This is a genomic window from Neobacillus sp. B24, from assembly GCF_055381825.1.
This window is the reverse complement of sequence record NZ_AP035777.1, coordinates 5,088,377-5,113,503: the sequence shown is the minus strand read 5'-3', so window position 1 is coordinate 5,113,503 and position 25,127 is coordinate 5,088,377. Positions and strand designations below refer to the sequence as shown.

Below are 25,127 nucleotides of genomic sequence, written 5' to 3'. Positions count from 1 at the left end.
TCATGATTGAAAGGGAATTGGCGATTTCCCTGTTAATCTATTGTTTCTCCAAACAATTCCGAAACCGTTATTCCAAGTGCAGCGGCCAGTGCCTTAACAGTCTCACAGGTAGGCTTTTTCTCGTTTCGTTCCAGTGTCCCAATGCAGTTGAGGGATAGGTTTGATTCGTCTGCCAGCTTTCTTTGGGACCAATTCCTTAACTGTCTTGATCTTCTTACGATAACTCCGATGGGGATTTGATGTTTATTTTCCAATAGCTATTCCTCTTTCCTGAAATTGTCGTGTAAACGCATGAAGGGGATTAGTCATGATCTTTTTTCAAAGCATCAAAATTGTATTTACCGGATTTCTCTTTGGTTAGTTGAATCCGTTCCTTCGGTTCGAGCTGGAAAAAGGCTGTACTAGGATGGCTGCCTCTTTCAAAGGATAGTCTCATGAGCTGCTGTGCTTTTTGAATTTTGTCATTAAAGAAGGATAATTTATCATCAATCGAAATCGAAAAGCCATTGCTTAACTCTACAATCGTGGAGTTGCCATGGGCTTGGGTTTTCACAATATGTTCAGGGTTAAACCAAATGCAATCAGCCTGTTTAGGTGACTTGGTTGGAAACAGGCATATGCCTAGATAGGGATTCACGATAATGGGACATTTGAACTTCTTGTGGATAACCGAAATGGCCCCCGCCCTGGCGCCACGTAAATCAAAGCCAATGAAGGTCAGCGTTTCATCCAATACCTGTAGCGGTGTCTTGTCTACCAGAAACGTGGCGGCATCTGCCACGACCCGGGTACAAAGCTTCCCGAATGAGTTATATTCTCCCATCATCAAAATCATCTTCTTCTCAATCATATAGCGCTTTCGAATCTGCAAGTGGTCATCCTCTCCTTAAAAGTGAATCGTATATTATGGGTTCACACCACCCACCATCATTAAATAATAAATAGGACTAATTGACTACCTGCCGCAGTGGGCAAAATATAGCAAAATTCGACAAATTTGTGAAAGAAGAGGAGGACCAAGGGGACGGTTCTAATTTAGGCAATCGGAAGTTTTGCTCAAGTTTCGAAGCACTTTATAAGTAAACGGAATTTTAATCTAAAGGAATTACTTCTAAGGAATTATCGCAAAATTTTTGATTGCCTGAGTAAGCAGGAAGTTTTAAAGTTTTTGTACAAGTAATTCGACATCCATAGTCAAATTTCCTGCTTCTAGTGGGGAACTGAAAGGAGGGGAAAGACGGTTCTGGATTGGGGGGATCTTACGCTATAGGGCTGCTGATAGGTGATTGTGTTTGGTGCACGCGACGAAGGAAAAAGCAGCAATTGAATTAGGTTCTATGTTTCTTAGATACAGAATTTCGACAGATATCTGCTGCTAATTTAGCGGTAGATCTAGTTGTAGGTACTGTTTGGGATCAAGTGAAACAAACGATTAGTTGAAAGACAAAGATTTTACCACTGTTGCCTGAAAAACAGCGCTAAACCAAGATTTTTGCTGTTTTTATTCAAACGTTCGTAATATAAGGTTAGCCAGATTTTTCTGGTTGACCTTTTTCTTATTAGTCTTATTATAGCGTTAGTCGGGGTAGAACGGCTCAAACGTGGGACTTGATCCCGAAATCAAAACTGTTCACCCCCTACTTGTATGAACATGTTTCGGGCTGGTTGGGACGCAGATCCCGTTTAACAAGCGAACCTATGACATTACAAGGAGCTTTAGGGGTTACCGACTAATACTATATTTTGGAGGGGGAGATTAAGTCATGAATCCAGTCGTAGGTCTGGATGTAGCAAATGGGGAAAGCCAAGTTCAGGGCTTTTTAGATAAGGGGAAACCGTATCGTAAGGGATTTAGTTTTAAACATAATCTTGATGGCCTGGGGAAGTTATTGAGATTCCTTAAAGAACTTGAAAAAATAACAGGTGGTCATCAACCTTCGGTTGTGTTGGAATCGACAGGTCATTATCATACTCCTGTTGTTCATTTTTTGGAGGAACAGAACTATGTCTATATTATTGTGAACCCACTTATTTCTCATAGAGCTAAAAGTTCAAGTCTTAGAAAGGTAAAAACGGATGCGATTGATGCTTACCATTTATGTGAATTGTATTATAAAGAGGAATTAGAGCCCCACAAAAAGCGTGGAATACAACTTTTAAACCTTCGAAATCTTACAAGGCAACAAGAGTCTTTAGCTGAAGTAGCAGCTCAAACAAAGTTACAATTTCACGCTATTTTGGATCAGGTTTTTCCTGAGTTTAAAGGTGTATTCGGGAGTTTATTTTCAAAGGTTTCATTGCTTACTCTTCTAGCTTTTCCAACTTCTGAAGCGGTGTTAAGTGCAAGCGAGTGTGAAATAGCAGCTAAGATTACCTCACTGTGCCATAGTCGCTCGAAAAAATGGGCAAAAGAAAAGGCCCAAGCATTAAGAAATGCGGCCCTTCGTAACCCGTTTCAAAAAAACTTATATCAGAGTCATATTATCAATATCGAAATACTGGCAAATATAATTCTTCAATACCAAGAGCATCTATCGAAGTTACAAGCAGAAATAGATGCCCTAGCTAAAGAATTTGAAGAATATAAGATTATCCAGTCTATCCCTGGGATCGGAGAAAAAATCGCCGCCACGATTATTTCCGAAATTGGAGAGATAGATCGGTTTAATCACGCAAAAAAGCTGATAGCATTCGCAGGAGTCGATCCAAGTGTTTATTCCTCAGGTAAATTTACCGCCTCGAAAAACCGTATCACTAAACGAGGTTCTATCAGGCTCAGACATGCTTTATATCTGGCAGTTCAAAGTGGGATACGTGATTCTCGTAGGAAGAAAACAACAGAAGAAATCATCCCACGTAACAAAAGGTTAAGAGCTTTTTATGACAAAAAGCGAGACGAAGGAAAACCTTATAGAGTAGCTGTCATTGCCTGTGTTAATAAGTTATTACATTGGATTTATGCCTTACTAAAAAGCAAAACAAATTTCCATGATATGGATTAAATCCTATATATAACTAAATAAAACAAAACCTTCCAGTATAGTAGTGAGGGAAGGTTATTTGGCATGCTTATTTTTAGTATAACACGTGTATTTTTAACTTTTTACTGAAAAATGTTGACAAACTATTAGCTGGTTTTGATTAATGAAAATTGCCCGAAATTTCCCTAGTCTTAGAGAATCATGTAATGCCTTTTTTCAGTAAATGACAAACTTTTTAGGACTTTACCGAAAAACGTTATGATATAGGGCTTTCTGCTATCTATCCAAACGTTCGTAATATAAGGTTAGCCAGATTTTTCTGGTTGACCTTTTTCTTATTAGTCTTATTATAGCGGTAGTCGGGGTAGAACGGCTCAAACGTGGGACTTGATCCCGAAATCAAAACTGTTCACCCCCTACTTGTATGAACATGTTTCGGGCTGGTTGGGACGCAGATCCCGTTTAACAAGCGAACCTATGACATTACAAGGAGCTTTAGGGGTTACCGACTAATACTATATTTTGGAGGGGGAGATTAAGTCATGAATCCAGTCGTAGGTCTGGATGTAGCAAATGGGGAAAGCCAAGTTCAGGGCTTTTTAGATAAGGGGAAACCGTATCGTAAGGGATTTAGTTTTAAACATAATCTTGATGGCCTGGGGAAGTTATTGAGATTCCTTAAAGAACTTGAAAAAATAACAGGTGGTCATCAACCTTCGGTTGTGTTGGAATTGACAGGTCATTATCATACTCCTGTTGTTCATTTTTTGGAGGAACAGAACTATGTCTATATTATTGTGAACCCACTTATTTCTCATAGAGCTAAAAGTTCAAGTCTTAGAAAGGTAAAAACGGATGCGATTGATGCTTACCATTTATGTGAATTGTATTATAAAGAGGAATTAGAGCCCCACAAAAAGCGTGGAATACAACTTTTAAACCTTCGAAATCTTACAAGGCAACAAGAGTCTTTAGCTGAAGTAGCAGCTCAAACAAAGTTACAATTTCACGCTATTTTGGATCAGGTTTTTCCTGAGTTTAAAGGTGTATTCGGGAGTTTATTTTCAAAGGTTTCATTGCTTACTCTTCTAGCTTTTCCAACTTCTGAAGCGGTGTTAAGTGCAAGCGAGTGTGAAATAGCAGCTAAGATTACCTCACTGTGCCATAGTCGCTCGAAAAAATGGGCAAAAGAAAAGGCCCAAGCATTAAGAAATGCGGCCCTTCGTAACCCGTTTCAAAAAAACTTATATCAGAGTCATATTATCAATATCGAAATACTGGCAAATATAATTCTTCAATACCAAGAGCATCTATCGAAGTTACAAGCAGAAATAGATGCCCTAGCTAAAGAATTTGAAGAATATAAGATTATCCAGTCTATCCCTGGGATCGGAGAAAAAATCGCCGCCACGATTATTTCCGAAATTGGAGAGATAGATCGGTTTAATCACGCAAAAAAGCTGATAGCATTCGCAGGAGTCGATCCAAGTGTTTATTCCTCAGGTAAATTTACCGCCTCGAAAAACCGTATCACTAAACGAGGTTCTATCAGGCTCAGACATGCTTTATATCTGGCAGTTCAAAGTGGGATACGTGATTCTCGTAGGAAGAAAACAACAGAAGAAATCATCCCACGTAACAAAAGGTTAAGAGCTTTTTATGACAAAAAGCGAGACGAAGGAAAACCTTATAGAGTAGCTGTCATTGCCTGTGTTAATAAGTTATTACATTGGATTTATGCCTTACTAAAAAGCAAAACAAATTTCCATGATATGGATTAAATCCTATATATAACTAAATAAAACAAAACCTTCCAGTATAGTAGTGAGGGAAGGTTATTTGGCATGCTTATTTTTAGTATAACACGTGTATTTTTAACTTTTTACTGAAAAATGTTGACAAACTATTAGCTGGTTTTGATTGAGTGATACAGTAGGGGGTAGTGCCGGAATTTGGTGAAGAGTGGTGTCAGTATGAAGAATGATGGGGGTGGCCTGCAATTACTCGACAGAATTTATCAAAGTTTTTGCGGGACCGATGCAAGGAACATTCATTTTTCAGCGATTCTACTGACTTTACTTAAACGTTTGTCTAGTTGACAAGCTATTATAGGATAATAGAAATAGAAATCCTCCGGGGGCAAGGAGTGGAAGCCTGTTAATCAATTGTTTGATTAGGTTGCCCGCAACCAACTATTAATCGTAAATCCTCGAAAATTGGAACCACGGGGACGGTTCCAGTGGGGAGACCCCAGTAGAACCGTCCCCATGGTTCTTGCAAAGATTTTTAGATGACAAATTCTCTTAATATAGTAAAATATTACTTATGTGTCATACTTTCTGACTAATTACATAGTTCTGCTAGTTGATTGATTTTTAATAGGGGTGGTTATGGAATATGAAATATTGTCCGTCATGCGGAAACCAATGGGTTAATGGGGCCAAATTTTGTGCTCATTGTGGATTTAAGAAGCCAGTTATTGATGAAGACCAAAAAAATGACGGCATAGAGGATACAAATGGTGGTCAGCATCATGCACCTCCAAATAAAAAAGAAGGAATTAAGAAAGCAGTTACAGACCCGGTTAGAATGACTCTAGAGAAACACAATACAGTTCAATCAAGTTTGATTAAGAAGGAGAACTCACAAAAACCTTTCAAACAAGGGAACACTTTTAAAAGGAAAAAGCTCCTTTTATTCAGTCTTGTGCTGGTGGTATTAATAGGTATATCCTCTTCCATCCTAATAGTAAATCATCATAAGCCAAAGTTGAGTGCCAAGGAAAAGGAAGCTTTGGAAAATTATAAGGCATATAATCAAGCGCAGGAATTTATAAAGGAAAACGGATATGAGGATGAGCTTGCTAAGGAGGAAAATGCACAAAGTACCTTTGAAGATGTTTCTATCCAAGACAATGAAAATATAAATGAAACAGAAAACAATGAAACTCTTTCAGAAGCTGCTGAACCAGAAAGTGATGCTGATTCAGGTACGATTGAAGGCGTATGGAACTACTCAGATATGAATCAGGTATACGATATAAGCTTTATCGATGATTTCAATGGTACGATAAAAATTACATCACAAGGCACTTCAAAAGATGTCCCTTTTCAAGTGACCGATTATAACTTTGAAACTGGTGAACTTGAAATTAAGTTCGAAAGCGATGAGATTTGGAGATTAACTAGAAACAGTGATGACTTAACGATATTGAAGGATGATGGTTCCAATATGGTACTTAAGTCAGCGAATTAATTTAGAATTGCTCAAAATGACAAATAAAAAGGGAAAATCAGAGAGGAGCTATTCTCAGGTGACATTAAACTATTGTTCTGATTGTGGACATAAACTGGTGAGCGAGGCTAACTTTTGTATTAACTGTGGTAAAGCCTTAGCTAAAAATAGTATAGAAGTAGAATCCTATACTACTAATAGTGCTCCAATAGTCAGTAGTAGCGGTTTATCGAATGCTATAAATAAACTAAAGATAATGGTCAGAAAAAACCCGATTGTTGCTATATTGGTTACTGTTGCAATTACAGCCATTTTGGTATCAGTACTAGTCGGCGGTCCAAGTTCAACTAATTCAGTGAGTGCATTAAGTTCATCAGGCAGTAGTAAATCTGCCATTGAAGAAGTAAAAAAACAAATTACATACAGTCTTGAAGACGAGTATGGTAAAAAATATGTTAAGTCCATTTCATTTAGGGATACTAATGCCGAAGAAACAGCTTACGGAGAAAAGTATTATAGTGTTACGGGATATGTAGATTATCAATTAACTTGGGCAAATACGCCTAGAATAGATAAAAAGAGTAGACGTTTCTCTTATTATGTTCAATACAGGGACGGCGAATGGACCGTAAAAGACCCTCGTGGTGATAATGCACCAAAAATGTATAGTAATTAAGAAAAGCAGAGAGAATCCATAGTATGGATTCTCTCTGCTTTTCGATAACGTTTGGGTTGTGATGTATTGAAAACTCATCCTGATATATTATTAGTGCATCATCTTTAAATCGATTGAGTTCGGGATTCACTATTGTTCAGCGATAACGGATTTTTGGAGGATAATAATATGATCCCGAATAACACTTTAATGCCTACATCCACATAAGCGAACAAAGCAAAATGAATAGTTTGGAAAAACATCCCCATTATGGCGTTTCCAGAGATTAAAAGAGCAAGTGGCAGCATCATTTTTCCATGAACAGCCGCAAAAGGAAAGAAGTGAAGGCCAACAGCTAAAAAGGCTCCCAGCCATATCATTCGATAATTTTGGGTAGCAAAGTAGGGACCACCGAAACCGACCAATAAAATAAACATTAGAATAATGGAGACATTGGTCATATTTTTTTGAAACTTACTTTGAGAACGAATGCAAGTTTGTTATAAACCCGCTTGTTCAGTAAGATGAGGGCAAATCCGAGAAAATACCCAACATCAAAGATTGGCATGTTAATCTTTTGGCTGCCCCCAAATATAGTTCCGATCAGTATGACTGCTGAAATCCAGATCAGCCAGATTCCACAAACTCTCTTGGATAAGAAGGTTAATGGCTGACCTTTGCATATCCTAATTTCGTAAGCAAAGTAGAAATTGCATTCATCCCCTTATGTGGTAATTATTTACTACATTTGATTATATCGCATTTGTTTGTTCTCCGTGAATTTCTGATTACGAAATACTGCATTCGGTAATCCCACGTTTTCTCATTTGTAGTTCTAATTACCTCGAATCGAATATATTCCAGATACGAAATATTTATAGTACTATAATAATAGTCTTTTTATACTATATTTACCCTTTTTATATTGAAAAGGGAAGTCTTTCGTGTGCCCCGGATATCGGGTTCTATTCTAGCATAACTGCGTTACTTAATTTTAAAGGAGATCTTTAGTGTGAACGAGCAAATGAAGGAAAAAGAAACAGGAACCGAATGGGGTAATTCCCAAACATCTTACTATGAGTTTATCAATTTAGTTGGAGAAAAAGTTATGACGGGATTCCAAAAGGAGGAGTTTAAAAAGAGATGGGATCATGTATGTAAGATGATGGGATTTGAAAAAGAAGAGTTGAAACCCGATGCAGATCAATATTTTCTACTTAACACAGAAGGGGGCAAGATTGGTACCTTGGGAGGTCAATTACTTTGACTATAAGGATAAAACAAAGGTTCACTATTTTGATGAACAGGAGCTATCAATATTGGGGAAAAATGTCATTGAAATAGATAAGGTGGCTATCTTCCCGGAACACCATAGCATACATAACCTAAATAGAATGTTAGTTTTAATCTTCTCGTATTTAAAGACAAAACACTCTGTTCATGGATTAGCCCTTCTTGAACCAAAGTTCTTCTCTGTTCTAAAGAAATTCGGTTTGGCAAAACAAATTGGACAGAAAAAAGAATACAAGGGGGATGATGTTATTCCATCTCTTATTTTCATTGATAATGGACAGAGCAAAGCAAATAGTGTATTACGAAAGGCCTTGAAACAAAGCAGACAGAAACTCACTATTTAGTAGTGGGCTTTTTTTCGTGATTCTTCATCTGATGTGTCACCGCCCGGAATTTGGAAGTGGAGCTGGTAGAGAGTGGACCAGGGGGACGGTTCTGGTGGGGGCTGTCCCCACCAGAATGATGTGACCCCCTGGCGCCCTTTGATCATGGTTTTCTTACATGGATATTTCTTGGTTGCCTGCGGATAGTTCTTCTTTTTTTTCGAGCTGCAGTTGTTGTTTTTCGGCTGCTTTGAAGAACGGATAGTAGATGACGACTGCTATCAGTAATGCCAAAACGGACCATACGGCTGCTTTCCAGTCTCCGCCAGTTAATAAGAATGGGCCGATGATAGGGGGCATGGTCCACGGAACCATGGCAACGGGTCTTCCGATAATATCAAAATACATTAAGAAATAGGTGATCGTCGTTAATACGAGCGGCGTCACGATAAATGGGATAAACATTAATGGGTTGAATACGATTGGAAAACCAAACACAACCGGCTCACTTATTTCAAATACGGAAGATGGAAACGCCAGCTTTCCAAAGGATTTATACACTTTACTTTTTGATCTGAGACATAATAATACTAATGCCATTGTAACCCCGGTACCACCCATACATACAAACATCGTGTTAAAACCTTCTGCTGTAATATAGGGGATGGGTTGATGATTGATATACGCTTCTGTGTTTGCTGTTAAATATTGAAGGAATATCGGTCCGGCGATACTTCCAAGGACAGCATCACCATGGACACCGACGGTCCATAATAAACAGATGAAGAGAACTAAAATTAACATACCAGGTAACGTATTCAAGGCAAATACCAATGGGCTGAAGACTAAAGCTAGAAAGGCCGTAATATCAAACCCGAGTACCACCCTGATTAACCAAACCACTAATAAAACGGCCCCGCCTGGAAGTAAGGCTGCAAACGAATTGGCAATCGCCGGCGGCACACCATCTGGTAACTTGATCACAAGGTTTTTCTTTACAAATAGTTTTAAAATTTCAATTGCAATGAGGGAAACGATAATAGCGGTAAACAAACCTGTTGATCCAAAGTTATCAATCATTAATTCATACTTATCATTCACTTGAGTGAGCAGGAACCCGATAAGAGCGATGATTCCACCGCTGATTGGATCCAATTTATACTCCTTGGCTAAACTATAGCCAATCCCGGCAGAGGCGATCAGTGACAACGCACCGAAGGTAACATTAACAGGAGCATTCAGCTTGGGGCCGAAATCTCCAATAAATTTCCCCCACCATTCAAAAGGTAAATTCCCAATAATGAGAAACAAACTCCCGATGATGATAAAGGGAATCGTAATCGCTAAGCCGTTCCTTACGGCCATAAGATGTCGTTGATTTCCTAGCTTTACTAATGGCGGTACTAATTTGTCCTGGATAAAATTCATAAATTTGTCCATCGTTAACCCCCTATATGATTTATAAATTTCTATTATTTTTAAAAAATGAAATTAGTTAACGGCCGCTTCATCCAATAGCAGGTAGGCGTTACTATGCTTCCAAATGGCCGTGACGGGCCAAGAGGGATCTACTTTTCCATTCAACACTTTAGCAATGGCCTCATTTTTGCGTGTTCCATTTGCTTCAATGATCAGCAATTCTGAAGCCAATAATTGTTTAATCCCAAGTGTGATTCCTTGGCTCCTGTTTGTATCTTCTTTAAAATACTTTTTCCCGACCTCTTGGGTAATGGCTTGCAAATCAATGACATGTGCTTCTTTTTCAAAATCAACTCCCGGTTCATTGAAGCCGAGATGGCCATTCACACCGACCCCAAGTAGGCTTAAAGAAATACCGCCATGCCGTTGGATGAATTGATTTGCTTTCCTGCACTCCTGTGCCAAGTCATCAGAAAGCGCATTGAATGTATGAATGCGCTCTTCCGGTATAGCGGCCGGCTGGAAAAGCTCCCGATTTAAAAAGGAAAGGCAGCTGCCTTCATTAGTGGAATCCAAGCCAACCCATTCATCTAACTGGATGTAATAGGCTTTGGTTACATCAATTTCACCGCGTAAGTGGGCAGCGACCACTAATTGGAGTGTGCGGGTTGGCGTATCCCCTGCGGCGAAGCAGTACAGTCCCTCCGGAGCCTTCTTGAATTGTTCAATGATAAGCTCTGCCGCGGCAGTACTCATTTCTTCATAATTCTTAGAAACGCTATAATGAATTTGTTTCATTAAACATTCACTTCCTCATGTTGAAAAAATTGCGGTAAATACGCTTTATGGGCTTCCAATAATTCGTCGAGCATCTGCTTGGCTTCGGTATCACTAGACACCAATGGATTGATCGTCATCGCAACCAGTGCCGTATTGTAATCGCCTGTCACAGCCGCTTTTGCGGCCATCACTTCAAAGGATTTAATCTGCTGGACGAGGCCTTTAATCTCCATCGGAAGTTCCCCGGTTACAATCGGAATCGGGCCGTGTTTGGTGATCACGCAGTTTACTTCCACTGCTGAATTCGGATCTATATCCAAAATGGCACCGTTATTCTTTGTGTTCACGGTTTGAATATCGCGTTTATCATTGTAAATGGAACTAATTAAATTACAGGCAGCTTCACTGTAAAAAGCACCACCGCGTTGTTCTAATTGCTTTGGTTTTATATCCAAGTCCTCATTTTTGTAAAGTTCAAATAATTCTTTTTCTACTTTTTGAACCACTTGTGCCCGTGTTCCTTCTTTTTCTGCTGCTAGTAATTGTTCAGCTAGCATTTTGGAAGTTTGATAGTAATAACGTAAATAGCCAATCGGGACCATGTTTAAGGTACGAAGGAATTCAGGCTCCCAGCCTAAGTCTTCAATGTTTTTCAGAGAAACCGTGTCCTCACCCGGAGACGTCATTTTTTTCAGCACATCGGCTGTTACGTCTTTTCCGTGAAGATAGATGGTTTTTGCAAAAACCATATGATTAAGTCCAGTAAACTCCACATAGATATCATTCATATCGGCGTCTAATACTTCTGCTATGCCGCGTTGAATTCCGTATGGTCCGTTACATAAGCCGACCACCTTTTTAATCTTGCTATAGCGCAGGACGGCTTCCGTTACCATGCCAGCTGGATTGGTAAAGTTGATTAACCACGCATCGGGGCATAGTCGTTCCATATCTTTGCAGATTTCAAGAATAACTGGAATGGTGCGCAGTCCTTTGAACAGTCCACCTGGTCCGTTCGTTTCCTGACCGATGGTATTGTATTTCAACGGGATTCTTTCATCCTTTTCACGAGCCTTCAATAGTCCGACTCTAAATTGAGTGGTCACAAAGTCAGCGTCCTTAAGGGCTTCTTCCCGGTTTAACGTTAAATGGATCTTAATGGGTAAATTCGCTTTTTTCACCATTCGTTTGGCCAGGTTTCCCACAATATTGAGCTTTTCTTTCCCCTCTTCAATATCCACTAACCAGATTTCTCGTACAGGAAGCTCATCAAACCGCTTAATGAAGCCTTCAATTAACTCTGGTGTATAACTGGATCCCCCGCCAATGGTGGCAATTTTAATTCCCTGTTTCATACCGGTACCTTCCTTTCGATAGTTGATTATCTATCATTATAATAAATAGGGAGAAGATGATAATAGAATTCGTGACAACGGTTACAATTGTGGGGAGATTGGTAAATGTAACATAATTGTTACGTGTTGTTACACTACTAGAGGCATGCTATACTACTTCTAAAGATGCTGTAAGGAGGGGAAAGGATGCTATTTTTAGAGCGTAATCCAGAGTTATCCGGGATAGATTTAGATATTTATAACTATATATCTGCAAACATTGAAAAAGTGATTTATATGAGAATCCGTGACCTGGCAGCTGAAACACATTCTAGCACAGCTAGTGTGATGCGCTTTTGCCGGAAGATGGACTGCAATGGGTTTTCCGACTTTAAAGCAAAATTGCTGATGTATTTTGAAAGCAGCAAAAAGAGAAAGACCATGCCGATTGATGAAACAGCGATTATTAATTTTGTAGAAAGAAGCATGGGAGCGTCGTTCCAAGAAAAGATTCGGCAAGCCGCCCATCTATTAACCCAAAAAGAACTCGTGTTATTTATCGGAGTCGGTTCATCACATATCCTGGCCGAGTATGGCGCACTCTATTTTTCTTCGCTTTTCAGTATGGCCTTTCGCATTGAAGATCCTACCAATCTACCTGTTAGCTTTTTTAATAAAAAACTAGCCAAAAAGCTCTGTATCGTAGCCCTGTCCGTTTCCGGAGAAACGCAGGAAATCATCCAATACATCAGTCACTTTAATCTAAGCGAAAGCACTATTATATCCATAACCAATACATCCAAATGCACACTAGCCAAACTATCACACGTCAACATCCCCTACTACATGACAACAGAAAAAATCGAAGGCGCCGACATCACCACCCAAGTCCCCGCCCTCTACACCCTAGAATACCTAGCCAGAGAAGTCCGCAAACTCGCCTCAGCCGAATTAGAGACGGAACCAGGGGGACGGTTCTAGTGGGGAATTTAAAGGTGCCTGTCACTGCTCGGGAATTTTTTTCGAAGGTTGTCAGCGTATAGGGTGAGGGTTTATTGTGGAGTATAATTGCAGTTATGAGTATGGAATATTTATGGCAATAACTGTTCTCCATTAATATTGCATGTAATCATTAACCCTAGAGATGAGGTATAGAGATGAAAGCACTTGTTTTCCATACATTTGGAGGTCCGGAAGTCCTGGAATATCGCGAAGTACAGGATCCTGTCATCGGTCCGGATGAAATTCTTGTCAGAATAAAAGCCATTGGACTGAACTTTGCCGACATATATAGAAGGAAAGGAAATTATCATCTTGCCGGCGAGCCTCCCTATATTTTGGGCTATGAAGGGGCCGGCATGGTAGAAAAGGTAGGCGCAGACGTGCAAGGTATACGCCCAGGAGACCGTGTAGCATTCGCGGATGTTCCATTTACCAATGCAGAGCTCATAGCTGTTCCATATGAGAAATTGATCCCTCTGCCAGAATCCATTTCCTTTACGGAGGCGGCATCCGTACTCCTTCAAGGGCTGACTGCCCATTATCTTACAAGGGACAGCTATGCGGTAAAAAATAACGATGTTGTCTTAGTACACGCTGCAGCCGGCGGTGTCGGGCAGCTTCTTGTTCAAATGGTCAAGCTTCTTGGTGGAAAGGTAATCGGCTTAACGTCTTCCAAGGAAAAGGTGGAAGCTGCCAATAAGGCGGGAGCGGATTTGGTTTTTCAGTATAACGATGACTGGAAGCAGAAAGTGCTGGAAGAAACGAACGGCAAAGGGGTCGATGTGGTTTATGAATCAATCGGCTCCACCCTCATGGACAGTTTTGCGGTGACGCGCATCGGTGGTAACGTTGTCTTTTCCGAAATGGCAGGTGGAGATCCAGCCCCAGTGGATCCTCGTATGTTGATGGATACCTCCAAAACGCTCACTGGGGGAGATCCATTTACCTATCAACTATTTTTCCATTCTTTTTACCCTTATAATAGGTTAACGGGAAACCAATAATGATGCAAAGAAGTCCACCTATCCCAGTCGTAACAAAAGATAATTCTTCTCTAAAAAAGGCCCAACTTATAATCCAGAATAAAATGATGAACCAGCCTAAAACATTTGTAAATTTAAGTTTTATTCCTTGACCTCCATTCGATGTAGGCAAGTACATGCTAATTGCGTTTAAAATAATTCCAGATAATCCAATCAATGTGCCGATTACAAACCATTGAGTTGATAGAAAAGATTGAATATATATTCCGACCACCACTAAGAGTAAGCCACCCCAGGTTAATATTCTTCCTTTACTCATTTCCATCTCCCCTAAATTTATATTTAACTGCCTTGTATTTTCCACTTTCGTGTACCAACCGTGCCACGTTCGCGTAACTACAATCTCTTTAACGTCTATAGATAAATTTTAACACAATTTTCCAAAATCGTTTTATAATGCAAAACATATTAATGAATAATAATTTCGCATGAAAATCAACAATGCAGTAAAGGGTGAGAGTTGTACTAGAAGTCCTGGCTTCTTTTGTTGAGTGAGAGATTACGACATTCGGTTGAGATAGAGATAGCAAGGAAAACTAGTGGAGAGAAGGTTTGAGACGAAACCGGACAAACGTTTGATTACATGACAATATTTGCAGGCTAAATGGAGGATTAATGCCTATTATATGTGGATTTTTGGGTGTTTTATACAAGCGTTTGATTAGAGGTGGCAGTAGTGAATCTTGTCGACAACGGGAGAATAATCATGGTTTGCATCCGGCTTCTGGAAAGGAGTGCTCTTAATCTGTCAGGATTCATCAAACTTCTTACATGTTCGGAGGCAGATTCGTTTATTTGCCAACGTTTTGAAGGGATTCACTTAAACGTATGTCTGACTGACGGGACATTTGAGAATATTGGAGATAGAAAGCCTGCGGTATTAGGGCTTTATGCCTATTTAAACAAACGTCCAATTAGGTTGGACATGCGCAACCATTTGGTGAGAACACTCGAAGCATGACAGGCTATTTAGGGTTAGATGCCATTATGTCGCTGAGTGAAAGCTCGATTATTTCCATAACCAATACGTCTAAATGCCCCCTTGCCAAACTATCACATGTGAATATTCCCTATTATATGACAACGGAAATAATTGAGGGTGCGGACATTACCACACAAGTATCTGCTCTTTACACACTAGAGTATCTTGCTAGAGAAGTTTGTAAAATATCCAGTGCCAGTTACCATAATGGGTGACTGGCACTGGATATTTATTTTTTTAATGGAAATCTGCCTAGGCTTTTTTTAAAACATGTCCTTGACTGAGGTTGTACCTTACAATGAGCAAGGCGCTTTTCAATGTTAACCGAACTTAATCTCAATCGCCTCAATCTGTAATCCTCGACCAGTAGTACCAGCCACCTCACCGTTCTTCATCCACTCTGTCCATCCGATATTTGGAATGTGAACACGATAGGTGATGCCGCGTTTATCACAGCTTATTTTTATGGCCTCAAGTCTTAGTCCCTCACCAATGGTTCCTACCACTTCCCCGTTAGTCCGAGCCGTTGTCCAGCCTTTATTTTCGACATGCCCTTCTATTGTTAGCTTGGCATCTAAATGTTCCAATCTAATGGTTAAAGCCTCTAAGCGTCTATTCTGTCCAGTGGTACCTGCCGTCTGGCCGTCTCTCCGTGGCCCTTGCCATCCAACACCCTGTAAATGTGCCTCATACACAATCGAAGGACTTGATGGGGCAACCGCTTGAGGTTTGACTGTCAGCCCTAAAAACTTAGCAACACCTCGAGCGTGCGCTTCCCCAACCGCTTTAATGAATGCTGCATCTTTCAGTCGATTAGCATCGTTGCTATCGATAAACAGATTTTCGGTCAAAATAGAGGGCATATTGGTTGTCCTTAATACCGCGAAGTTTGCTCGCTTTTTACCACGGTCTGCTATCGATCCGTGCTGCCGCACAGCTTCTAAAATCTCGGCATGTAAAAGATTTTGAAGAGCAACGCTTGAAGCGCTCGCATTTGTATGGACATAGCTTTCAAAGCCAGTACCGCCGCCTGCGTTTATGTGGACAGATACAAATACATCAGCGGGCCAGGCATTAGCAGGGACATCGCGTTTGGATAACTCCACGGTTGTATCGGTTGTTCGAGTAGCCCGCTGTTCAAACCCCATGTAATAAGATTCTAAATAGGTCATCGCGTGCTGGACGATTCTCAATGTTAAATTCGCTTCTTGGAGTCCGTTGGCAACGGCACCTGGGTCTATACCGCCATGGCCGGGATCCCACATGATTTTTTTAGCCATTCCGTATCCTCTCCTTCATTATATTAAATGAATGATACAAGCATTATGCGAGGTGCTACGGTACTAGGAAACTGGAATCATTTTTTCTCTTCTTTTTTTGTCTAGTCGACAAGTATTTTTACAGAATAGGAAGGGGACCTCCCATAAAGTAGTAGTTTCTTATGTTCCAATTAGATTATATAATAAATCGTATAAATGCAAGATAGTAGATTTATAGTTTGAAATCCTAACCTGTTCCTATCTTCATCTATTTACGAAATCTACACTGGAGTGAATTCTTAATGAAACGGAAGAAACAAACCCGGTTCTTGATCCATCTCTTTTCCTGTCTCATTCTTATTTTCGTGGACACGGAACCCATGTTGCCGGCATTATTGCTGCTCAGCCAGGAATTGCTAGTATCAATGGATTAGATGTCACCGGGGTAGCGCCTGATGTTGACTTGTATGCCATTAAGGTAATGGATGCCTCTGGCGAAGGGAATTTGCAAGATATTTTGGAAGGGTTAGATTGGGCCATTGCGAATGGTATGAATATTATTAATCTCAGTTTTGGCAGTCCTTCATACAGCCAATTATTTGAAGAGCTGATTAATCGTGCATATGACAAGGGTATTCTTGTTGTGGCTGCCAGTGGGAACAACGGCTTAGGTAGTCCCGTACTGTATCCGGCGAAATTTAATCATGTGGTTGCCGTCTCATCTGTCAACGAACTCTTGAATGTAAGCAGTTTTTCTTCAACTGGAAATGAAGTTGATTTTTCAGCTCCGGGAGAAAATATTATCAGTACCTTTACACAAGGGAAATATGCAATCGAAAGCGGCACATCACAGTCATCACCCCATGTTGCTGGCATGATGGCTCTTTTAAAACAAGCATACCCTAATTTAAAAAATGGGGAACTTATAAGACAGCTGCAGGTAAATTCCAAAGATTTAGGCGTTACTGGCCCAGATCCCTACTATGGTATTGGACTCATTTATTACAATTCTCTTGGTAGCGATGTACCAAATCCTTGGGTAAGCTATGCATCTTATGTTGAAACATACGGCTGGATGAATTTTGTTTCTGACGGTCAGACGAGTGGCACCTATGGGCAATCTAAACGCTTGGAAGCCATTAAAATCAACCTGGATTATACTACTCCATACAGCGGGGATATCGTCTATTCGACTCATGTTCAGGACTACGGGTGGTTAAATGATGTAGCAAATGGAGAGGTATCAGGTACTGTTGGTCAAAATAAACGAATGGAAGCGGTCAAAATCAAGTTGACCGGAGAAATGGCAAACTATTACGATGTATATTATCGGGTTCATGTCCAAGACTATGGATGGCTGGACTGGGCTAAAAATGGGAGGCCTGCCGGAACACAAGGCAAAGCAAAACGCATGGAAGCCATTGAGATTGTATTGCTGAAAAAAGGCAGTCAGGCACCAGGTCCAGTTGCTCATCCATTTTATTAAATTTCCGTGGCAGGTATCGTACGAAAAAGCCTTCTCACTTTGATTTGAGAAGGCTTTTCTAATTGAACGAAATTATAGGGATGGTCTGTAAACTCAATTACTCTAAAAATCGCAAATAAAACATCGAATCCTATCTATGAAATTAAATTGAAGCTCGCGAACACACTTTATTGTTCGCGAGCTTTTTTATTTGAGAGGTTACTATTATTAAAAAGGTATTAACAAATAATAAAATTTGTATTTACAAATTTTATTTATGGATTTACAATTAACAGTGTAAATACTTAAATTTTCAAAAAGCAGGAGGGCGAAACAATGACTGATAGGTTAAGAGATGGATTTTTATGGGGGAACTCTGTTTCAAGTATGCAGACAGAAGGGGCATGGAATGAAGGCGGGAAGGGAATGTCCGTGTATGATATTCGCGAAGCATCCCAATATGCATCCGACTGGAAAGTAGCAACTGACAGCTACCACCGCTATGAAGAAGACTTTGACTTTATGCAGCAGCTTGGCATGAATTGTTACCGTTTCCAAATCTCCTGGAGCCGTGTGAATCCATTAGGTGATGGAGATTTCAATGAAGAAGGAATAGCTTTCTATGACAAGTTTATTGACGGATTGATTGAACGCGGAATTGAACCAATGATTTGTTTATATCATTTTGATATGCCGCTCCATTTAGCAGAAAAATACAACGGATTTCTCAGCAGAGAAGTGGTAGATGCTTTTGTCCGATATGGCAAAGAAATGGTTAAGCGATTCTCGCATAAGGTAAAATATTGGATTACCTTTAATGAGCAAAATTTATATCATATGCCGGAAGCCTTTAAGATTAGCGGCTATATGAAGGGCGAAAAAACATTAAATGAACTCTATCAAATTCAACATCACGTCATGATGGCCCACGCTTATATTACGAATTATATTCATGAAAACTATGAAAATCTTTTAATCGGCGGCATGCTGGCCTACTCAGAGATCTATCCGGCAACTTGTAAACCAAAAGATGTCTTATTTGCTAGAAAGCTTGATGAATTTTTCAATCACAATCTACTAGAAGCCTTTACATATGGAAAATATTCAAACGAGGTCCTGACCTATGTCCAGCGTGAGAACATTGACATGGGCATTAAAGAGGGAGACCTAGAAGAACTGGCGAAGCTAAGAAGTGACTTCCTTTCATTTAGTTATTATGCCAGCACAACAGTTAATAGTGATTTGGTGCCTGAAGGAACAGCTGTCAACGATTATATGACTTTTGGAAAACAGGATAATCCACATTTAGATACAACCGAGTGGAATTGGCAAATTGACCCGCTTGGTTTTAGGGACATTTTAAATAAGATTTATAACCGATATAAATTGCCGGTTTTCCCAATTGAAAATGGAATTGGCGTGATTGAATCATGGGATGGCGAAAATGAGATTCAAGATGATTACCGGATTAAGTATCACAAAGACCATTTCCGGGCCATGAAGGATGCTATTTTTATTGATGGTGTTGATGTTATTGGCTATTTAGGATGGGGATTAATCGATATCTTAAGTTCTCAAGGCGATATGCGCAAACGGTATGGTGTTGTGTATGTAAACCGTGAGAACCATGAATTGAAAGACTTAAAACGTGTACCGAAGAAAAGCTTCTGGTGGCTGCAGCAAGTAATAAAAAGTAATGGAGAGAAGTTAGAGGAATCCCAATTCGAATTACAGGGAAGGTGAGTAGGTAATGAGCAAGAGTTCACAATTGGATGGTGCAGATAAAACATCCTTTCTCGATAAATTCACCATGTTTGCAGCTAAGTTAGGCGATCAAATCCATCTGCGATCATTACGGGATGCATTTGCAGTCATTATGCCGTTATTTATCTTGGCTGGTTTAGCAGTACTTGTAAACAATGTTGTCTTCCCTTGGTTCTGGGAAGGGGAGATTTTAACAAAGGCCCAATATTGGGGAAACACCATTACAAATGGTACCTTAAATATTGCCGGACTATTGATTGCACCTATGATTGCCTACAGCTTGTCTAGAAATAGAAACTTTAAGAGTCCAATCGCTTCCGCATCCATAGCCATTGCCACTCTTGTCATAATGATGCCAAGTACAGTTTCAGTCGTTCCTGTCGGAGCGGAAAAAGCAGTAAATGTTTCAGGCGTTTTGACATTCGGGAATCTAGGTACTACCGGGATGTTCGCAGGTATCATAATTGGATTAGTAGCAACCGAAATTTTCATCAAATTATCGAGCATTAAAAAGTTTGAGATTAATTTGGGGGAGAATATCCCGCCTGCAGTCGGAAAATCATTTGGCGTTATGATCCCTGCCATATTAGCTTTATCTCTATTTGGTATCATTGCTTTAATTCTAACTGTAGGATTTGATACCAATTTAATCTCGTTAATTTCTACAATGATTCAGGAACCTCTACGGAAGATTAATACCAGTTTGATTGGGACCGTGGTCATATACAGTATTGGTAACTTCCTATTTTCCCTTGGAATCCACCAAACTGTTGTGAACGGGGCATTGTTAGATCCCCTGTTGTTGGCAAACATGAACGAAAATATGCTGGCATTTCAAAATGGTCAAGAGATTCCACATATTATCAATTCAGCTTTTGTTCCTACATTTGGTATGATTGGCGGTACAGGAAGCACAATCTCACTTCTAATTGCCATCTATCTTTTTGGTAAAAGCAGAGCTTCAAAGGATATTGCGAAATTAGCAACAGGCCCTGGATTGTTTAATATTAATGAGCCAGTGATCTTTGGTTATCCAATCGTGTTTAATTTACCGATGATGATTCCATTCGTACTATTGCCAGCCCTAGGTATTATCGTCGCCTATTTTGCTACGGCAATAGGATTCATCAGTAAAACAGTGGTGTATATCCCTTGGACAACACCACCATTACTTAGCGCTTACTTAGCAACAGCTGGTGACTGGAAAGCTGTTCTCGTCCAGGCTGTCATCATTATCGGCGGTGCCTTCTTATACTTGCCATTCATGAAAATTAGTGAGCGTGTAAGCCAAATGAGTGCCGATAAAGCAGCGTAAATCCTTCCAAAGTCCTAAAGTATATGCTATTATTTTTAGTAAGGGGAAAATCGTCTTTGAACTTAGCGTCACGAGGCGGTTTTCTCTTTTTATATGGATAAGGTTTTTTAGGAAGAGCTTTGTTCATGAAAAAATTTTGAGGTGTAACAATGGTTAAGTACAAAATGATAGCAGATGAAATACGAAATCGTATCATAAATGAAATATATGATTCATCAAAACCCCTTCCTGAACAGGAAAAATTGGCTGCAGAGTTTAATACCAGCAGAGTCACAATAAAAAAAGCCCTGGATTTATTATTTGTTGAAGGGTTAGTATACAGTATCCAAGGTTCAGGTACGTTCGTAAGGAAAAATGCGTTACAAATGTCCAAGTTGGATTCAAGAGCGGATGAATATTCAGGATTAACCGGTCAAATCAAGGGCAAAGGGGAAATTTCAAGTGTCATCATTTCTTTTGTTGTTCGGTTTCCTAATGAGGATGAATGTGAAAAACTCATGATTACCAAGAACAAGCCGATTTATGACATCATCCGATTTCGACTATTAGATGACGAACCTTATTTAATAGAACATACCAAAATGCCTGTTGATGTGATTCCGAATCTAACAGAAGAAATTTTGCACCAGTCTATTTATCAATATATTAAACATGACCTTGGTTTAAAAATCGGTGGAGCGAATAGGCGGATCCGAGCTGACAAACCAGATGAGTTCGATAAGAAATATCTAAAATGTACTGAGTGCGAACCTGTCCTTGAAATCAATCAAGTGGTTTACTTAGATAGCGGCGTCCCCTTCGAATACTCCAGAACCCGGCATCGCTATGATATGGGGGATATACTCGTTGTGGATTTGAAGTATAAAAACTAACAAGGAACCATGGGGACGGTTCGGGACCTGTGAAAAACTAAATCCTATAAATATTATTAATGTTGGAGAACTGCTCTTTAGGTATAAATTATGAGGAAGAATAGAGAAAAACAGTAAAGAAAAGAGGATGCTATCCTCTTTAATTTTACTACTATTACCGTCAATTTGGCCTGTATCGATATGCTTAATAGGCCATAGCTCTATCAAAGTATCTAAATATCCCTTCATAACCAACCTTGGCTTCTTGAGGGTCAGGTATCTCTTCATAATTTGGTAATGTAGGTGTATTAGTTGAAGCACAAGAAAAACCCCCTTTTTGATATTGGTATTTGGTCGTACCTATTATATCACATGGGGGGGTTCTTTATTAGGAACAAAACCATGAACTCCTCCGGGTGTCCATTTTATTTGATTGAAAAAGAATTCAGCACTTCATAAAATGATTTTCATGTTTTAAATAATGACTATAGGTAGAAACTTTCACAGGTCCCGGACGGTTCTAGTGGTGCTCTCCTAAGTGTGGTTTTAACTTCCGGTGCCTAGTCACCACTCGAATTTTATCGAAGGTTGTTAGGTTATTAGATAGGTAGAATGTGGTAGAATGGAGTAGCAACTGAATATTGTGAGGGTGGACAGGTTGTTGATCTTCCTTTTCCTTTACCTAGGGAAGGAGGTGATGCCCCTGGAAACTGTTCTTGAAATTCTACGAGAAATTTTGAAAGGAGTTTTGCGTGAAACTAGCGCTTATTTTTTTCGAAAAAACATCCTAGACAACGAGAAAACCACCCCGCGCCGTAGGAAGCAAAAGGGTGGTTCGCATAAATAATTAATACATCACCAACCACCACCCTGACGGCAGCAGTTGCAGAGAGAAGTGTTCCAGCACTTCTCTCTTTTATGATATGTTTATTATATACAAAAAAACCCCTTTATAAAAGTGATTTAGTTAGTTCCGTGCCACAGCAAGCTTTGGGGCTGCGCTCTCAGGGAGCTCGAGGGAACTAGTTACCAAAGAGGAACTCCCCTAATTCTGCACCGAGACCATCATAACCATCATCTTCAGCATCGTAATTATAATCCCCGCCTCCAGAGTCATAATCACTGTCAAGGTTATTAGAGGGATCCCCATCTGGATTGGAGCGCTCATATCCATCTTCGCCGCCTCGCCAATACCCCTCTACATCGGTCCCATCCGACCGTTCATATCCATCGACCCAATGAGAATCAACATGATGCACATTATCATCGTTTTCGTCTATGATTTCTTCGGTTTCATCATCATCCTGATCCTCTGGAACAACTGAATGGGTGACAGGATCTCCGTTATTGATAAAAAATCCTTCGTAAACAGCCCCCCCAAGAAAAAACCAAAAAGCCACTCCAAAACTTATTGCTGAAATAACAGAGAAAAAGGTGCCTAAGCTATAAAATATATACTGGTTCGTTCTGGAAGCAACACTTAATTTTGCCCTGTTAAGCAGTTCCCTTTGTTTCGCTTTCCTGAACGATATAAAAAAATGGCCGGCACTAAGCCTGCGATACTCATTTTGTATTAGACCGGATATCCGAAGATAAGGTGCCAAAATGAATAAAAAACAAATAAAACATAGTGCAGTTACTATGATTGATATCATGTAAACATGCTCATACCATTGTCCATCAATCAATAACCGTTTTAACTGATCCAAATCCCATCCCCCATTTTTAAACCTATATTGATGGGACCATGGGTGGGACCATGGGGACGGTTCTACTGGCGCTCTCCTAAGATTGGAAACCATATACGTGACCAGTTTCCATCACTTTTTTGTGTTGGTGGTCACGAAGAGATAGTGTGTCGGGTTGGAGAGTGGTTATTGCATGTGGCGGCTCGCATAGAGAGGCAAAGTCCGACCGAGGCGGGAATTTGCCCGTATCTTCGAACGCTTTCGTAGCAGCTGTAAGCCATTCCTTCTTATATGGAAGAATGTTTTTACCTCGAAAAGCAACAATCGCTTAGAATAGAATCTTTTTTTAAAAAAAATAAATGCAATGGGGTGTTGTGAATGCTGGACAAGATTACTGGGGCGTTAGTGGGACTTGCGATTGGCGATGCGCTGGGGGCAACGACAGAGTTTATGACAGAGGAAGAGATTAAAGATGCGTATGGCCGGGTTGACAATATAGTTGGCGGCGGGTATTGGCAGTTAAAGCCGGGTGAGGTAACGGATGACACGGAAATGACTATTGCGGTTATCAAAGGGATTATGGCTAATTCGGGGGACCCGATTGAAGAAATTGGCAAGCAGTTTTTACATTGGCAGAAGTCCAATCCGGTCGATATTGGGCTTACCATTCGAATGGTATTGCAGCACTATCAGGGGGATTGGTTTGGCACGGCAAAGAAGGTTCATGATCTATTAAATGGGAAAAGTGCTGGGAATGGCAGTTTAATGAGGTGTTTGCCCTTTGCGCTGGCCTATTCCGATAAAGGGAAAATGAGGGAATTGACAGTTAGGCATTCGAAAATGACCCATTTTGATGAATTGGCTGCTGAAGCCTGTGTAATTTACAATTTTATCGCCAAGCGGGTTTTGGAAGGGGAGGACTTGAAAACAGCGATCATTACTGAAATCAAGGACACCCGCTATGACATTTCCTATGAGCGGGAGCCGGACTGCCCCGCTGATGGATTTGTTGTTCATAGTATGAAATGGGTACTGTATTGGCTGCTGACCAGTGATTCCTTCGTGACGGGTGCCGCCAATAAAGGTGGCGACAGCGATACCATTGCGGCTATTGCCGGTGGGTTGAAGGGATTGGAAGTAGGCTTCGAGGCTCTGCCGATTTCCTATAAAAATGCCCTTTTGTGCTTGGACACATTGAAGGACTATGGGGCAATCATTGAGCTAATCAGAGACAAGGATACAATGGCTTTGAAAGCAGCGCTGGATGGGGGTTTTGCTGATTTGGCGGGTTGCGCAAAGATGCTTTATGCCGGGATTGAGCAAGGAGCGGTTTCCCAGGCTGAAAAGGAGGAGTTCCTGGAGGAGATTAGAAAGGCGATTTGGCTCAGTAGAATTTCCTTTAAAGAGGACGACCTTGGATTTGAGGATAAACGCCTGACCTGGAGGATGCTGAGTAATCGCTACTTCAGGTCAAGACGATTGGTAGTGCTGGGGCACCCAAAATCATTATTTTGGTTGAATTGGAGTGGCTGCTTACGATGATCGACCACATGAGCCAGCGCTATCGAGGTGGAAATCCGCAATTTACCGAGGAGCAGCTGGAAGATTTAGCGCTTGCCAGGGAGATAGAGGAAATGGAGGACTGAAGCGGGCGAGGCATATTCTACCTAACTAGGAAAAATGGCCTATATTTTCTTTGTGGTGATATGGAAAAGGTGAGATAATATAGCTAATATTTG

General features: G+C 40.3%; 22 protein-coding genes and 1 pseudogene. 14 read left to right on the top strand and 9 right to left on the bottom strand.

Going from position 1 to position 25,127, the window contains the following annotated elements:
• Positions 1-32 precede the first annotated feature (32 nt).
• Positions 33-254, bottom strand: coding sequence for a helix-turn-helix domain-containing protein (locus ACZ43M_RS25165; protein WP_464505253.1), 222 nt, complete (start codon positions 252-254; stop codon positions 33-35).
• Between the two features lie 47 nt (positions 255-301).
• The gene (locus ACZ43M_RS25160; RefSeq protein WP_464505252.1) at positions 302-871 is read right to left on the bottom strand and encodes a competence protein ComK; all 570 of its coding nucleotides are present in this window, start codon (positions 869-871) and stop codon (positions 302-304) included.
• 892 nt (positions 872-1,763) lie between these two features.
• Here ACZ43M_RS25160 and ACZ43M_RS25155 point away from each other — a divergent pair.
• From ACZ43M_RS25155 to ACZ43M_RS25140, 4 genes are all read left to right on the top strand, one after another.
• Complete coding sequence (locus tag ACZ43M_RS25155) at positions 1,764-3,002, top strand: IS110 family RNA-guided transposase (protein WP_464505251.1); 1,239 nt, start codon at positions 1,764-1,766, stop codon at positions 3,000-3,002.
• Positions 3,003-3,523: 521 nt separating this feature from the next.
• The gene (locus tag ACZ43M_RS25150; protein ID WP_464505250.1) at positions 3,524-4,762 is read left to right on the top strand and encodes an IS110 family RNA-guided transposase; all 1,239 of its coding nucleotides are present in this window, start codon (positions 3,524-3,526) and stop codon (positions 4,760-4,762) included.
• Between the two features lie 616 nt (positions 4,763-5,378).
• The gene (locus ACZ43M_RS25145; RefSeq protein ID WP_464505249.1) at positions 5,379-6,236 is read left to right on the top strand and encodes a zinc ribbon domain-containing protein; all 858 of its coding nucleotides are present in this window, start codon (positions 5,379-5,381) and stop codon (positions 6,234-6,236) included.
• A 16-nt stretch (positions 6,237-6,252) separates the two neighbouring features.
• A complete protein-coding gene (locus ACZ43M_RS25140; protein ID WP_464505248.1) occupies positions 6,253-6,891 on the top strand; it encodes a zinc-ribbon domain-containing protein in 639 nt (212 codons plus the stop codon).
• A gap of 104 nt (positions 6,892-6,995) precedes the next feature.
• Here ACZ43M_RS25140 and ACZ43M_RS25135 read toward each other — a convergent pair.
• Positions 6,996-7,492 (bottom strand): annotated as a pseudogene (locus tag ACZ43M_RS25135) (DUF6609 family protein).
• 390 nt (positions 7,493-7,882) lie between these two features.
• Between ACZ43M_RS25135 and ACZ43M_RS25130 the strand changes: the two are divergent.
• Positions 7,883-8,137, top strand: coding sequence for a hypothetical protein (locus ACZ43M_RS25130; RefSeq protein WP_464505247.1), 255 nt, complete (start codon positions 7,883-7,885; stop codon positions 8,135-8,137).
• Positions 8,109-8,507, top strand: coding sequence for a hypothetical protein (locus ACZ43M_RS25125; protein ID WP_464505246.1), 399 nt, complete (start codon positions 8,109-8,111; stop codon positions 8,505-8,507). Before ACZ43M_RS25130 ends, ACZ43M_RS25125 begins: the two co-directional genes overlap by 29 nt.
• 153 nt (positions 8,508-8,660) lie before the next feature.
• On the opposite strand, the gene ACZ43M_RS25120 is transcribed toward ACZ43M_RS25125, so the two are convergent.
• The 3 genes from ACZ43M_RS25120 to ACZ43M_RS25110 are packed head-to-tail and all read right to left on the bottom strand — an operon-like array spanning position 8,661 to position 12,040.
• Entirely contained in the window at positions 8,661-9,926 is a 1,266-nt protein-coding gene (locus ACZ43M_RS25120; protein WP_464505245.1) for a PTS sugar transporter subunit IIC, read from the bottom strand.
• 51 nt (positions 9,927-9,977) lie between these two features.
• Positions 9,978-10,703, bottom strand: coding sequence for a glucosamine-6-phosphate deaminase (locus ACZ43M_RS25115; protein ID WP_464505244.1), 726 nt, complete (start codon positions 10,701-10,703; stop codon positions 9,978-9,980).
• Positions 10,703-12,040: a 6-phospho-beta-glucosidase gene (locus ACZ43M_RS25110; protein WP_464505243.1), complete on the bottom strand. Its 1,338-nt coding sequence runs from the start codon at positions 12,038-12,040 to the stop codon at positions 10,703-10,705. The genes ACZ43M_RS25115 and ACZ43M_RS25110 overlap by 1 nt, the downstream gene beginning before the upstream one ends.
• Positions 12,041-12,226: 186 nt before the next feature.
• Here ACZ43M_RS25110 and ACZ43M_RS25105 point away from each other — a divergent pair, with 186 nt between their 5' ends.
• Together ACZ43M_RS25105 and ACZ43M_RS25100 are read left to right on the top strand one after the other, a co-directional pair.
• The gene (locus tag ACZ43M_RS25105) at positions 12,227-13,000 is read left to right on the top strand and encodes a MurR/RpiR family transcriptional regulator (protein WP_464505242.1); all 774 of its coding nucleotides are present in this window, start codon (positions 12,227-12,229) and stop codon (positions 12,998-13,000) included.
• 176 nt (positions 13,001-13,176) lie between these two features.
• Positions 13,177-14,025: a quinone oxidoreductase family protein gene (locus ACZ43M_RS25100; protein ID WP_464505241.1), complete on the top strand. Its 849-nt coding sequence runs from the start codon at positions 13,177-13,179 to the stop codon at positions 14,023-14,025.
• On the opposite strand, the gene ACZ43M_RS25095 is transcribed toward ACZ43M_RS25100, so the two are convergent.
• The gene (locus tag ACZ43M_RS25095; RefSeq protein WP_464505240.1) at positions 13,964-14,323 is read right to left on the bottom strand and encodes a hypothetical protein; all 360 of its coding nucleotides are present in this window, start codon (positions 14,321-14,323) and stop codon (positions 13,964-13,966) included. The genes ACZ43M_RS25100 and ACZ43M_RS25095 overlap by 62 nt on opposite strands.
• A 698-nt stretch (positions 14,324-15,021) precedes the next feature.
• On the opposite strand from ACZ43M_RS25095, the gene ACZ43M_RS25090 reads away from it, so the two are divergent.
• The gene (locus ACZ43M_RS25090; protein ID WP_464505239.1) at positions 15,022-15,261 is read left to right on the top strand and encodes a hypothetical protein; all 240 of its coding nucleotides are present in this window, start codon (positions 15,022-15,024) and stop codon (positions 15,259-15,261) included.
• A 105-nt stretch (positions 15,262-15,366) separates the two neighbouring features.
• Here ACZ43M_RS25090 and ACZ43M_RS25085 read toward each other — a convergent pair whose 3' ends face one another.
• Positions 15,367-16,326, bottom strand: a complete 960-nt coding sequence (locus ACZ43M_RS25085; RefSeq protein WP_464505238.1) for an N-acetylmuramoyl-L-alanine amidase — start codon at positions 16,324-16,326, stop codon at positions 15,367-15,369.
• Between the two features lie 274 nt (positions 16,327-16,600).
• On the opposite strand from ACZ43M_RS25085, the gene ACZ43M_RS25080 reads away from it, so the two are divergent.
• The 4 genes from ACZ43M_RS25080 (at position 16,601) to ACZ43M_RS25065 (ending at position 21,721) form a co-directional block, all read left to right on the top strand.
• Entirely contained in the window at positions 16,601-17,791 is a 1,191-nt protein-coding gene (locus tag ACZ43M_RS25080) for a S8 family serine peptidase (protein ID WP_464508112.1), read from the top strand.
• A 315-nt stretch (positions 17,792-18,106) separates the two neighbouring features.
• On the top strand, positions 18,107-19,513 hold the full coding sequence (locus ACZ43M_RS25075; protein ID WP_464505237.1) for a glycoside hydrolase family 1 protein: 1,407 nt from the start codon (positions 18,107-18,109) through the stop codon (positions 19,511-19,513).
• Between the two features lie 7 nt (positions 19,514-19,520).
• The gene (locus ACZ43M_RS25070; RefSeq protein WP_464505236.1) at positions 19,521-20,849 is read left to right on the top strand and encodes a PTS sugar transporter subunit IIC; all 1,329 of its coding nucleotides are present in this window, start codon (positions 19,521-19,523) and stop codon (positions 20,847-20,849) included.
• Between the two features lie 149 nt (positions 20,850-20,998).
• Positions 20,999-21,721, top strand: a complete 723-nt coding sequence (locus tag ACZ43M_RS25065) for a GntR family transcriptional regulator (RefSeq protein WP_464505235.1) — start codon at positions 20,999-21,001, stop codon at positions 21,719-21,721.
• A gap of 1,001 nt (positions 21,722-22,722) precedes the next feature.
• On the opposite strand, the gene ACZ43M_RS25060 is transcribed toward ACZ43M_RS25065, so the two are convergent.
• Positions 22,723-23,409, bottom strand: coding sequence for a hypothetical protein (locus ACZ43M_RS25060; protein ID WP_464505234.1), 687 nt, complete (start codon positions 23,407-23,409; stop codon positions 22,723-22,725).
• A 357-nt stretch (positions 23,410-23,766) separates the two neighbouring features.
• On the opposite strand from ACZ43M_RS25060, the gene ACZ43M_RS25055 reads away from it, so the two are divergent.
• Complete coding sequence (locus ACZ43M_RS25055) at positions 23,767-24,930, top strand: ADP-ribosylglycohydrolase family protein (protein WP_464505233.1); 1,164 nt, start codon at positions 23,767-23,769, stop codon at positions 24,928-24,930.
• Positions 24,931-25,127 lie beyond the last annotated feature (197 nt).

Coding starts and splice junctions, on each gene's coding strand:
- ACZ43M_RS25155 (WP_464505251.1), top strand. CDS start 1,764: ATGAATCCAGTCGTAGGTCTGGATGTAGCAAATGGGGAAAGCCAAGTT.
- ACZ43M_RS25150 (WP_464505250.1), top strand. CDS start 3,524: ATGAATCCAGTCGTAGGTCTGGATGTAGCAAATGGGGAAAGCCAAGTT.
- ACZ43M_RS25145 (WP_464505249.1), top strand. CDS start 5,379: ATGAAATATTGTCCGTCATGCGGAAACCAATGGGTTAATGGGGCCAAA.
- ACZ43M_RS25140 (WP_464505248.1), top strand. CDS start 6,253: ATGACAAATAAAAAGGGAAAATCAGAGAGGAGCTATTCTCAGGTGACA.
- ACZ43M_RS25120 (WP_464505245.1), bottom strand. CDS start 9,926: ATGGACAAATTTATGAATTTTATCCAGGACAAATTAGTACCGCCATTA.
- ACZ43M_RS25115 (WP_464505244.1), bottom strand. CDS start 10,703: ATGAAACAAATTCATTATAGCGTTTCTAAGAATTATGAAGAAATGAGT.
- ACZ43M_RS25110 (WP_464505243.1), bottom strand. CDS start 12,040: ATGAAACAGGGAATTAAAATTGCCACCATTGGCGGGGGATCCAGTTAT.
- ACZ43M_RS25105 (WP_464505242.1), top strand. CDS start 12,227: ATGCTATTTTTAGAGCGTAATCCAGAGTTATCCGGGATAGATTTAGAT.
- ACZ43M_RS25100 (WP_464505241.1), top strand. CDS start 13,177: ATGAAAGCACTTGTTTTCCATACATTTGGAGGTCCGGAAGTCCTGGAA.
- ACZ43M_RS25095 (WP_464505240.1), bottom strand. CDS start 14,323: ATGAGTAAAGGAAGAATATTAACCTGGGGTGGCTTACTCTTAGTGGTG.
- ACZ43M_RS25090 (WP_464505239.1), top strand. CDS start 15,022: ATGACAGGCTATTTAGGGTTAGATGCCATTATGTCGCTGAGTGAAAGC.
- ACZ43M_RS25085 (WP_464505238.1), bottom strand. CDS start 16,326: ATGGCTAAAAAAATCATGTGGGATCCCGGCCATGGCGGTATAGACCCA.
- ACZ43M_RS25075 (WP_464505237.1), top strand. CDS start 18,107: ATGACTGATAGGTTAAGAGATGGATTTTTATGGGGGAACTCTGTTTCA.
- ACZ43M_RS25070 (WP_464505236.1), top strand. CDS start 19,521: ATGAGCAAGAGTTCACAATTGGATGGTGCAGATAAAACATCCTTTCTC.
- ACZ43M_RS25065 (WP_464505235.1), top strand. CDS start 20,999: ATGGTTAAGTACAAAATGATAGCAGATGAAATACGAAATCGTATCATA.
- ACZ43M_RS25055 (WP_464505233.1), top strand. CDS start 23,767: ATGCTGGACAAGATTACTGGGGCGTTAGTGGGACTTGCGATTGGCGAT.